This window comes from Devosia sp. (assembly GCF_030689745.1).
Taxonomy (GTDB): Bacteria; Pseudomonadota; Alphaproteobacteria; order Rhizobiales; family Devosiaceae; genus Devosia; species Devosia alba.
In genome coordinates this window covers 18,092-28,926 of record NZ_JAUYGL010000006.1, presented here as the reverse complement: position 1 = coordinate 28,926, position 10,835 = coordinate 18,092, and the positions used below count along the sequence as shown (strand labels likewise).

Below are 10,835 nucleotides of genomic sequence, written 5' to 3'. Positions count from 1 at the left end.
TCACAGACCGTACGTGGACCAGTCCACCTTGTCCCAGACTTCGGTCTGCACGGCGGCAGCAATGGCGTCGACATCACCTTCAGTTGCAGCGGTGATCGCGGTCCACTTGTCGACCAGGGCCTGGAAGCGCGCGATCTTGTCTGCAGCGTCGGTCACGCCAAGCTGGCTTTCGGCCAGCGCGACGGCATCGGGAATGTCGCTGAAGCGGAACTCGTTGGTGGCATCGAGCAGGTCCTGGCTGGCAGGAATAACCTCGATGCCGGCGTCGACGGCGGCCTGACGTGCCGATGCAGCCCGGTCATAACCCCAGCTCTGGGTGAACAGGGCGCTGGACTTGTTGGCGGCACGGGCAAAGCCCTCACGCTGCTCGGGAGTAAGTTCCGACCAGGCTGTGGTGGCCACCGTGAAGTTGGACGTCGTGTGATAGGTGCCCAGCGGCACGTCGATGATGTACTTGGCAACGTCGATCAGACGGTACGAGATCAGGTCGGAGATCGACGCCATTGTGCCATCGAGTACGCCCTGGGAAACCGCTTCGAACTGATCGCTCACCGGCACCTGGGCCGGTGCGGCGCCGAGCTTTTCGGCCCAGCGGGCATAGGGAGCGCCGCCCGAACGCAGACGCAGCCCCTTCATATCGGCCAGCGAATTGACCGGCTTGGTGGTCAGCAGCACATAGACATCGGATGAACCGGCACCGACGAAGACGCCGCCCATGGTCTTGAACTCGGCCTGGCATTCCCCGCAGGTGACAACATATTCGGTCATCGCCGCGCCCATGGCGTGTGGCGTCGTGGCAAGGAAGGAAAGATCGCCCATCAGGGCCGTATTGGGCAGGTCGGCTGGAACAAAGAGCGGCAGCAGATTGCCGACTTCAGCCAGCGATGACTGCAGCGCCTGCTTGACTGTGCCGATATTGACGACTTCGGGACCGATCATCAGGCCGGTCAGTTCGCCATTGGTTTCCTCGGGCAGGAATTCCGCGAAGCTGTTGTAGAGCGGATCGCTCGCCGGGTGCGCCGGCGGTGCGCCGGAGGCGAGGCGTAGTTCGCGGGCCTCAACCATGCCAACGGCAAGGGCCGCCAGCGATACCACACCTAGTAGTCTGACATATCTATTCATCGTTGTCCTCCCGCGGCCGGAAATCCGACCGCTCTCATGGTTTCTAAGTACGAGCCGCATTTGCTGCGGTCTTGGTGTTAGATTCCGAGCAGGCGTCGCGCGTTCTCCTTGAGGATCAACGGACGAACCTCCGGCTTGATATCCAGCTTCTCGAAATCGGTTAGCCAGCGATCAGGTAGGATAGCGGGCCAGTCCGAACCAAACAGCATCCGCTCCTTGAGCAGGCTGTTGGCGTATTTAACGAGCAGTGGTGGAAAGTATTTCGGCGACCAGCCCGACAGGTCGATGTAGACGTTGGGCTTGTGGGTGGCGACGGCCAGCGCCTCTTCCTGCCAGGGGAAGGAAGGGTGCGCCATGATGATCTTGAGGTCGGGAAAATCGGCCGCGACGTCGTCGATATAGATGGGGTTGGAATATTTCAGCCGCATGCCATAGCCGCCGCGCATGCCCGCGCCCACCCCGGTCTGTCCGGTATGGAACAAGGCTGGCACGCCCGCTTCCTGAATCGCTTCATAGAGCGGATAGGCCGCGCGGTCATTGGGGTAGAATGCCTGATAAGTCGGGTGAAACTTGAAGCCGCGCACGCCGAACTCGCTGACTAGCCGACGCGCCTCGCGCACGCCGATCTTGCCCTTGGCCGGATCGATCGAGGCGAACGGTATGAGGATATCGGAATGCTCGGCCGCCAGCGTGGCGATGTCTTCGTTATTGTAGCGGCGGTGGCCTGTGGCAGCCTCGGCGTCGACGGCGAAGATCACCGCGGCAATGCGGCGCTTGCGGTAGTAGTCGGCCGTTTCGGGAATGGTCGGGGGCGTCTTGAACGGGGAATGGAAGTAGTCTGCCATCGCCTGTTGCAGATCGTCATAGCCGTCATCGGCATGCATGCCGCAGGCTTCCTCGGCATGGGTATGAAAGTCGATGGCGACGATGTCGTCCAGATTCATTGGCGCGCCCATCACTTCGCCTCCGGCCAGCCGGCGATCTTGCGCGACAGCGCGATCAACTGGGCATGTTCAACGTCGCTCAGCATGGACAAGGCGGCGCGGTCGGACTGAGACATCTTCTCGGCCGAGGCCTCGATCTGCTTGCGGCCCGCTTCGGTAACGCTGAGCACCACGGAGCGCCGATCATCATGTGGAATGCGCCGGGAGATCAGGCCGCGCTCTTCGAGCACCCGCACCAGCTTGGTCATATTGGACCATTTGATCTTCAGCACGTCGGCCAGCACGCCCTGGCGAATACCCGGATTTTCGGACAGGGCCAGCAGGACGGTGAACTCTGAAATCCTGATCTCGCTCTGGCCGAACACGGTGAAGAAGCGCTCAAAGGCAGCAAGCTGGGCAATGCGCAGCACGAAGCCACCCGAGTTTTCCAGCGCGCCCAGCGAGACGTCGGCCTTTCCGGCCAGGCGGTCTACTTCCTCGTCATCGAGCTTACGGACGGCCATCAATCGGTTCTCCAGAGTTCTTTGGTCTTGCACGTCGGTGCATCGAGAGCACGACTGCTGTGCAAAGGTCAGCAAGACAAACAGCCCGCAGCCGGGTCAGAACATCAGCCTTCCGCAGGGCCGCCATGTGGCGCCGCTACCAGCCTGGTGCTGCAGAAATTTCCTCCCCGCCAGCCTCCGCGTCCAAGGCTCCCCCGCCCTGGCTATTGCTGTAGTTCAATATAGTCCACAATTGAATTATTCGGAAATAAACAATCTGGCGTCAAGTGGCAAAGCAACAAATTCCTGGGCACGTTCAGGCACATCGGGCGCCGTGACGGGCATGCGCCAATACACACAGATGGATAGCCTCCGTCGCGCCGATGCGAAACGCCATCCAGCCCGATAAAGCGGCCCAGCCGGCGCGCAGGTAGCTGTCGGCCCGGTAGAGGGCGGCGTCGGGGTCGGACTGCCTGGCCACCATATGGCTGCTCAGCGCTTCAAAACTGTCCAGCAAGGCGCTGGCGCTGCGGGCCTCCTCGGCGCGTCCGGCTGGCGCCTCTCCAAGTTCGTGGCGTGCTCGCTGCAGGAATGCTGCCAGTCCCCGCCCGTCGTCGCGCCACAGGCGGCGGGTGAGGAAATCGAGACCCTGCATGCCGGTTGTGCCTTCATAAAGCGCCATTACGCGAGCATCGCGCAGATACTGCTCCAGCGGCCAGTCCTGGACATAGCCCGCCCCACCCAGCACCTGGATGGCGGCATGGGCGGTATCGAAGCCGGTTTCCGCGCCGAAGGTCTTGATCAGCGGCAGCATCCAGGCGGCAAGGTCGGCCTTGCCGGTATCGGCTTCGAGACGGGCCAGATCCATGATCGTCGCCAGTTCCAGCACGGCAGCGCGCAGGATTTCGGTAGCGGAGCGGATATCGTGCAACTGGCGCCGCACATCGGGATGGCTGGCGATCGGTGGCGGCGTCTGGTCCGGGCGCCCGCCCTGCCGGCGCTGGCCGGCATAGTCCTCGGCGATATCGGCGGCGGCCGAGGCGATGCCCAGTCCCTGAATCCCGGTATGCAGCCGCATTGGTTCGATCATGGCGAAGAGTTGGGGCAGGCCTCTGCCCTCTTCGCCCAGCAGGATGCCCTTTGCCTCGCGGAAGCGCATGGCACAGGTGGGCGAGCCATGCAGTCCGAGCTTTTCCTCGATGCGCTCCAGGGAGACGCCATTGGGCGCGCCATCGATGTGGTTGGGTACCAGGAAGAGGCTGAGACCACGCGTGCCGGACTGGTCATTGGTACGGGCGAGCATGCAGTGGCCAATGCGGCTGGCCATGTCATGGTCGCCAAAGGAAATCCAGATCTTCTGGCCGGTAACCAGCCAGGCGCCATCGCGCAATTCGGCCTTGGTGCGAATCCGGCCGACGTCGGAGCCGGCCTCGGGCTCGGAAATGCAGATGGTGGCGGCCCATTCACCCGATACCAGCTTGGGTCCCCACTCTGCCGCCGTGGTGGCATCGGCCGCGGCGGCCAGCAGGTGGATGGCGCCCCGGCTGGAGCCGGCAGCCATCATCAGCGCCATGCAGCCGCGATCAAACAGCGGGCCACAGGCCGCCTGCAGGGTGAGGGGAATGTCCAGTCCACCAAAATCGATCGGCGCGTCGATGCCGAGCCAGCCGGCTTCGGCATATTGGCGGAAACCGTCGACAAAGCCCGGCGGCAGCTTGACGCGCCCGTCCGTTACCTGGGCGCCGATGCGGTCACCCACCGGATTGAGAGGCGCCAGCACGGTTTCGGCAAAGCCGGCAGCGGCGTCGAGCATGGTCGCCACGATGTCATCGTCGCAATCGGGTCGCAGCGCCTGCACGCGGGACCAGCCCGGTGTCAGCGCGAGCATGGCGAGGGTTCGGCTGGCCTGGTCGGTGAAGCTCATTTCGGTTGCATCCGGAGGGCGCCGTCGAGCCGGATGACCTCGCCATTGATATACTGGTTCTCGATGACGAAGCGCACCGCGTCGGCGAACTCGGCCGGGTCACCAAGCCGGGACGGATAAGGGATGGCGGCCGCCAGGCTCTCCTGTGCTTCCTGCGGAAGATTGTGCAGCAGTGGCGTCATGAATATGCCGGGCGCCACCGTATTGACGCGAATGCCGAAGCGGGCGAATTCGCGCGCCGCCGGCAGGGCCAGGGAAACAATGCCACCCTTGGATGCAGCATAGGCGGCCTGCCCGATCTGACCTTCGAAGGCGGCAACCGAGGCGGTATTGACGATCACGCCACGCGCCTTGTCCTCCCGTTCGGGCAGCGTGGCCATCCGTTCGGCGGCCAGCCGCATCATGTTGAAAGTGCCCACGAGATTGACGCGGATGACCGTTTCAAAATCGGCCAGCGGCATCGGCCCGGACTTGCCGAGAATGCGCCCTGCCACGCCAATGCCGGCGCAGTTGACGAGAATGCGCAGGCCATCCCCGGCACGCGCTGCCGTATCGAGCGCGGCGGCAGCATCGGCCTCGCTGGTCACGTCGCCGGCCAGCGCCACGCCGCCGATTTCACCGGCCACGGCTTCGGCAGCTTGCCAGTTGCGATCAAACACATGCACCACGGCGCCGCGCTGCGCCAACAGCCGCGCCGTAGCCGCGCCGAGCCCGGAACCGCCGCCAGTAACCAGTGCGCTGGAACCCTCGATCTTCATGCGACGATCTCCCTGTCTGCCTGAATGACGTCGGCGCCATCGCCGTACAGCGCTTGAACCAGGTCATCGCGATGGGCCAATACCGCCCGCTGGTTGATCGAGCCCTTGTCGGTCACCTCACCTTTATCAAAGCGCAGCGGTTCAGCCATCAGCAACACGCGCTTGATGCGGGTTGCCGAGCCGTTGGCTTCGCGCTGATGGGCGGCAAGCCTGGCGGCCAGCTCCGCGCGGATCCTGGGGTGGGCCAGCAGCTCTGCGTCGGACAGGTCGGGCTCGTCGGCTATCAGTTCGCGCAAAGCCGGCAGAAACGGCACCAGCAACGCCCCCAGTTCGGGACGGTTCTCGCCGGTAATGACCGCATCGCGGATCAGCCCGCCGAACTGGTTGACCAGCTGTGCCCGCAGCACGCCGACGGCAACCCAGGTGCCGGTATCGAGCTTGAAATTCTCGGCTGTGCGACCGTCGAAATAAAAGCCCCGGCGCGGATCGCCGGGCACAGCAAACTTGACCGCGTCGCCGATGCGATAGAAGCCCTCTGCATCGAAGGCCTCTGCGGTCAGCTTGGGATTGTTCCAGTAGCCGGGCGTGACATTGGGACCCTTGAGGCGCAGTTCATATTTGTCATCAATGGGCACCAGCTTGACGGTGACGCCCTGGGAGGGGATGCCGATATTGCCCGGACGATCCTGCTGTTCGGTGCAGTAGAGCGCAAAGGGGCCGGTTTCGGTGGAACCCAGGCCGGTACCAATCGGCAGGCTCTCGCCCGTGGTCTGCTCGGCGAGCTCAACCAGGGCGTCCCAGGTATGCTGGGCCAGCCCGGCGCCAGCATACATCAGCATCCTGAGCCGGGAAAAGAAGTTCTGCCGCAGCGCCGGGTCACTGCGCATGGCGCCCACCAGCATCTCAAAGCCCGCGGGGACGTTGAAATACCAGGTTGGGGCGATCTCCCGCAGATTGGCGATAGTCTGGCCGATCAGCGCCGCCGTCGGCTTGCCGCGGTCGATATAATAGCTGCCGCCATTATAGATGGTGAGGTTGAAGACCTTGTTGCCGCTGGCGGTATGGTTCCAGGGCGCCCAGTCGACCACGACAGGGGGCTCGTCACGCATATAGGCATAGCAATCGGCGACCATCTCCATGTTGGAACACAGCATGCGCTGGGTCTGGATCACCGCCTTGGGGGAACCGGTGGTGCCGGAGGTAAACAGGAACTTGGCCACCGTATCGGGCCCGACCGCGGCAAAGGCGCGGTCGACCGCCTCAGTGGGCTCGGTGGCGACAATGGCGTCAAAGCCATAGGTGTTGGCGCGGCCGGCTGGCAAATTGCGCACCGCAGCAAATGCCATGTCCGCACCGAAGACGGCATCGACGGCCGGTGCAAAACGGGCCCCGTCATCGGCAAAGATCATGCCGGCGTCGATCTGGGCGGCAATGTCGTGCAGCTTGGCGAAGCCCGATGAGGCACTGGCATAGGCGGGGGCGATGGCGGCTGACGGAATGCCCACATGCTGGGCGCCCAGTGCCATGAGCGCGTGCTCGATGGAGTTTTCCGACAGAATGAGCAGTGGCCGTTGGGGCGACAGGCCGGCCGACAACAGGAACTGACCGACACGGCGCACCTTATCGAGTGCCTCGGCATAGGTTACCTCGCGCCAGGGACCGGTGCCCTCACGATCGGCCATCCAGACACGATCGGGCGCCACAGCCGCCCAATGCAGCAGGCGCTCGTTGAGCTTGGCTGGATACGGTCCGAGTGGATCCTCGCGCCAGATGATGAACTCACCATTGGCCCGTTCCTCCCACGCGACAACCGGCGACCATAGCTTGACGCTGTGTTTGGCGCCTGTGGTCATGATGCTTCCCCTCCGGTCACCCAATCCCAAATTTTGTTTACAAGGAAACTATCTACCTGTAAACAATCAAAAATGTCAGGGGAGCCCATGGCTTGCATGGGAAAGAGGGAGCGCCGGCAATGGCTGCACAGACCAGCGGATTTATCAGCTACGAACTGAAGGGCGCTGTCGCCCATATTGGGCTCAACCGACCCGAAAAACGCAACGCCATGAACGACCGCTTTGTTGAAATGCTGGCCGAAGCTGTGGCGCGGGCCGAGAGCGAAGCCAAGGCGGCAGTGCTGTTCGGTCACGGCGACCACTTCTGCGCCGGGCTGGATCTGGCTGAACATGTGGAAAAAACCCCGTTCGAAGGGGTGCGTGGCTCGCGTCGCTGGCACACCGTCACCGCAGGCATGCAGCACGGCACGATCCCGTGGGTATCGGCGCTGCATGGCGGGGTCATTGGCGGAGGCCTTGAACTGGCGGCGGCGACCCATGTTCGGGTAGCCGATCGCTCGGCGTTTTTCGCATTGCCCGAAGGTCAGCGCGGCATTTTCGTGGGTGGCGGCGGTTCGGTGCGTATTGCCGGGCTGATGGGCGTGGCGCGAATGAGCGACATGATGCTGACCGGGCGGGTGATTTCGCCTGACGAGGCCGAGCGCTGGAATCTGGTGCAGTATGTGGTGGACCAGGGTGCTGCGCTGGAAAAGGCGCATGCGCTGGCCGAGATCATGGCGACCAATGCCGAGATTTCCAACTACGCCATCATCAACGCGCTGCCGCGCATCCAGGACATGGCCAAGGAAGACGGCTTGTTCGTCGAGTCCTTCATTGCCTCGTTTACTGCCACCAGTCCGGAAGCCGAACAGCGGCTGCGCGCGTTTCTGGAGAAGCGGGTGGCACGATTGCAGGCGCCCAGCGCGGAGTGAGCCGGACCGGCCCGCAAATCTGGTGAACGACGCCATCCGCCCCATTGCCGTTCTCCTCTCACGAATCCCCGCGCAAGCGGGGATTGCTGTTTAGCGGCTGCATGGTCCTTCGCCTTCCGGCAATCATCAGCCTTGCCGCCCTCAATGGAGGCTGGGTGCGTGCGCGGGAGTGTCGCCGCACCCTTACCCCACTTTCCCTCCCCCGATGCCGGGAGAGGGAGATTTGTCGCGGGCGATCAGCTCCGCTTGCTGCGCCAGCTGTCGGCATAGTTTTCGCGGGCTTCGGCGGCGTAGGGGGTCTGTGAGACCCGTACGCGGATTTCGGCCTGCTTGTGGCGTTCGGTGGATGTCTTCTTGGTGCCGCCATCGGGCTCGCCCCAAACCAGGGTCAGCACATCACCGATCTGCACGTCGGGATCGACCACGCCAAGCGAGAGCATGCAGCGCTCGTTATAGGAATAGCCGTTGAACATCGACATGCCGACCATCTTGCCATCGCGCATCACCATATCGGCGCTGGTCGAGGCATAGTTGGGCTGCGGGAAGTCGATCCACTTGTAGTGATCCTCGCCCGGGCGGAAGGCCGAGGCGATGACGTTGACCACGTCGTCGGCATTCCACTCGAAGGTTACCTTCTTGCGGTGCGGCTGCCCCTTCATCTTTTCGAGGGCTGCCTTGCCCACGAAATCGTCCTTCTTCCAGCCCACATAGAAGTCGTAGCCCAGCTCGAACGGGGTGACGTAATAGTCTTCAATATTGTCCGAGACATAGCTGCCGCCAATGGCGCCAATGGATTCATAGCTGTCGGCCGCGAGCCAGTCGCGATACTCCTTGAGCATGCCGTCACCGCTATAGATGCCGGGCAGCGGGGAGGGAATCCAACCCGATTCCAGTGTATTGGTGGAATAGGCCCGGCTACCGCAGCGCACCAGATCGACCTTGGCGGCCTGGGCCGCTTCGAGGATGCAGGAGAGAATATAGCTCTTGTCCTCGTAGGGACCCCAGATTTCCAGCCCTGGCGCACCGGACATGCCGTGGCGCAGTGCCCGCACCTTCTTGGAGCCGATATTGATGAAATCGGTGTGGAAGAACTTGATGTCGGGGATGGGCCCGCCATGCAGCTTCTCGAATATCTTCGTCGCCTCGGGACCCTGGATCTGGTAGCGATAATGGGTGCGCAGCACCCGCTCGCCTTCGGGCCGCGAGGTGGAACGGGGATCGTGCTTGAGGCGGACATTCCACTTGCCATTGGCGGCGCAGAACATCAGCCAGTTCGAGGTTGGCGCACGGCCCACCAGCACGAACTTGTCGAGGCGCTCACGCAGGATGATGTGGTCGCCGATAATGTGGCCATTGGGCGTCACCGGCACGAAGTGCTTGGCGCGGTTCAGGTCAAAATTGGCGAAGGAATTGATGCCGTGATGGGAGAGGAATTTCTCGGCATCGGGGCCCTCGACAGTCAGCTCATCCATGTGATGGGACTGGTCGAACAGCACGGCGGAATGGCGCCAGGCGGCCTGCTCGGTCCGCCAGTTGCTGAACTCCGGTGTGACCACCGGGTATACATACATGCCGATCTGCGAATTACGCAACCGGCCAACAATGTCCGGGTTGTCGCTCAAAATGTCACTTAAACTGGATTGCGCCATGGCCGTCTCCTCCGTCATTTTTAGAACTGTGTATACATAGTGCCAAATGATGGACTGATTGCAAGCCCTTTCGCTGCATGAATGTGGGATGGCGGGAATTATCGCGATTGGGAAACAGGCGCCTGAACCGGCAGCCGCGCTCACGCTCACGCTCACGCTCACGCTCACGCCCGCGCTTGTGGGATGAACGCGACGTGTTGGCGCCGGAGGCTGCCGTTGCAGGAAAACGGGCCGGGCGGGCCCTGCTAGTGGTGGATCAGCGCCAGCCCGGGGATTTTCTGCAGCAGTTCGGGGTCCTGGCTGAAAATGTATTCAAGGTTCTGGCGGGCGATCCGGGCGTGCTCGCGGGCGATGAATTCGGCCCGTACGCCTTCGCGCGCCGCAATCGCATTGAGCATGGCGTGATGCTGCTCCTGCGCGATGCGCAGGGAGCGATGGAAGGCGACGATTTCCATCTTGTTGGGCAGGAAGGCCGAAGGCGAGGCGAAGGGCAGGACGGTAGCGCGCTCGACTTCGCGGCGGATGATCTCGCTGCCTGAAAGTGCCGCCAGCTCGACGTGGAAGGCTGCGTTGAGATCGGAATAGGTGTCGAAGTCGACACTGTCTTCGGTCGGACCGAAACAGGCATCGAGCCGGACGACGATGGCCTGCATGCGCGCCAGCGCCTCTGGCGTCGTGCCCCGCTCTGCGGCGAGGCGCGCCGCCGTACCCTCCATCACGCCGCGCAGTTCGATGGAATCGACCACATCGGCATAGCCGAAGCGGCGCACCACAAAGCCGCCATTGGGGAGCCGATCGAGCAGCCCTTCCTCGGCCAGCCGTGACAACGCCTCGCGTACCGGTGTGCGGGATATCTGCAGGGTCTCGGCCAGCGAAACTTCGAACAGGCGGGTGCCGCCGGCCAGTTCACCATTGATGATTTTCTCGCGCAGCTCGATCACGGCGCGGCGGCCATGGGTCGCAACTTCAGTCGGCTTCATGGGGCGATTCCTGTTCCGTCGCATCCTATAGCACCCCACCGCGGCGGCGCGAAGTCCTGCAGCGCGCCGCCGTCTCTCAACCGACAATTGTGTATACATAGTAGCGTGAAAATTAGCGAAAATCGCTTAATAGTAGCACAATTGGCAAGTAATGCATACATTCGGATTGACAGCGGTGTATGCATAATGTCTGTGTCGTGACCGAAGGGATC

The 10,835-nt window shown here is 62.8% G+C and carries 9 protein-coding genes; 1 reads left to right on the top strand and 8 read right to left on the bottom strand.

Annotated elements, in window-relative coordinates:
* The 6 genes from Q8O80_RS00510 to Q8O80_RS00485 all read right to left on the bottom strand — a co-directional run bounded on the left by Q8O80_RS00510 (position 1) and on the right by Q8O80_RS00485 (position 7,083).
* Positions 1 to 1,122: a C4-dicarboxylate TRAP transporter substrate-binding protein gene (locus tag Q8O80_RS00510; RefSeq protein ID WP_305575803.1), complete on the bottom strand. Its 1,122-nt coding sequence runs from the start codon at positions 1,120 to 1,122 to the stop codon at positions 1 to 3.
* A 77-nt stretch (positions 1,123 to 1,199) separates the two neighbouring features.
* Complete coding sequence (locus Q8O80_RS00505; protein ID WP_305575805.1) at positions 1,200 to 2,066, bottom strand: amidohydrolase family protein; 867 nt, start codon at positions 2,064 to 2,066, stop codon at positions 1,200 to 1,202.
* An 11-nt stretch (positions 2,067 to 2,077) separates the two neighbouring features.
* Positions 2,078 to 2,569 (bottom strand): MarR family winged helix-turn-helix transcriptional regulator, encoded by a 492-nt coding sequence (locus Q8O80_RS00500; RefSeq protein WP_305575801.1) that lies wholly within the window; start codon positions 2,567 to 2,569, stop codon positions 2,078 to 2,080.
* A gap of 295 nt (positions 2,570 to 2,864) precedes the next feature.
* Complete coding sequence (locus Q8O80_RS00495; RefSeq protein ID WP_305575799.1) at positions 2,865 to 4,472, bottom strand: acyl-CoA dehydrogenase family protein; 1,608 nt, start codon at positions 4,470 to 4,472, stop codon at positions 2,865 to 2,867.
* Positions 4,469 to 5,230, bottom strand: a complete 762-nt coding sequence (locus Q8O80_RS00490; protein WP_305575797.1) for an SDR family NAD(P)-dependent oxidoreductase — start codon at positions 5,228 to 5,230, stop codon at positions 4,469 to 4,471. Before Q8O80_RS00490 ends, Q8O80_RS00495 begins: the two co-directional genes overlap by 4 nt.
* Complete coding sequence (locus Q8O80_RS00485) at positions 5,227 to 7,083, bottom strand: feruloyl-CoA synthase (protein WP_305575795.1); 1,857 nt, start codon at positions 7,081 to 7,083, stop codon at positions 5,227 to 5,229. The genes Q8O80_RS00490 and Q8O80_RS00485 overlap by 4 nt, the downstream gene beginning before the upstream one ends.
* A 119-nt stretch (positions 7,084 to 7,202) precedes the next feature.
* On the opposite strand from Q8O80_RS00485, the gene Q8O80_RS00480 reads away from it, so the two are divergent.
* Positions 7,203 to 7,994: a crotonase/enoyl-CoA hydratase family protein gene (locus Q8O80_RS00480; protein WP_305575793.1), complete on the top strand. Its 792-nt coding sequence runs from the start codon at positions 7,203 to 7,205 to the stop codon at positions 7,992 to 7,994.
* A gap of 236 nt (positions 7,995 to 8,230) precedes the next feature.
* Here the strand turns inward: Q8O80_RS00480 and Q8O80_RS00475 are convergent, their stop codons facing one another.
* Both Q8O80_RS00475 and Q8O80_RS00470 read right to left on the bottom strand, forming a co-directional pair.
* Complete coding sequence (locus Q8O80_RS00475) at positions 8,231 to 9,643, bottom strand: aminomethyltransferase family protein (protein ID WP_305575791.1); 1,413 nt, start codon at positions 9,641 to 9,643, stop codon at positions 8,231 to 8,233.
* Between the two features lie 245 nt (positions 9,644 to 9,888).
* Complete coding sequence (locus Q8O80_RS00470; protein ID WP_305575789.1) at positions 9,889 to 10,623, bottom strand: GntR family transcriptional regulator; 735 nt, start codon at positions 10,621 to 10,623, stop codon at positions 9,889 to 9,891.
* Positions 10,624 to 10,835: the final 212 nt, after the last annotated feature.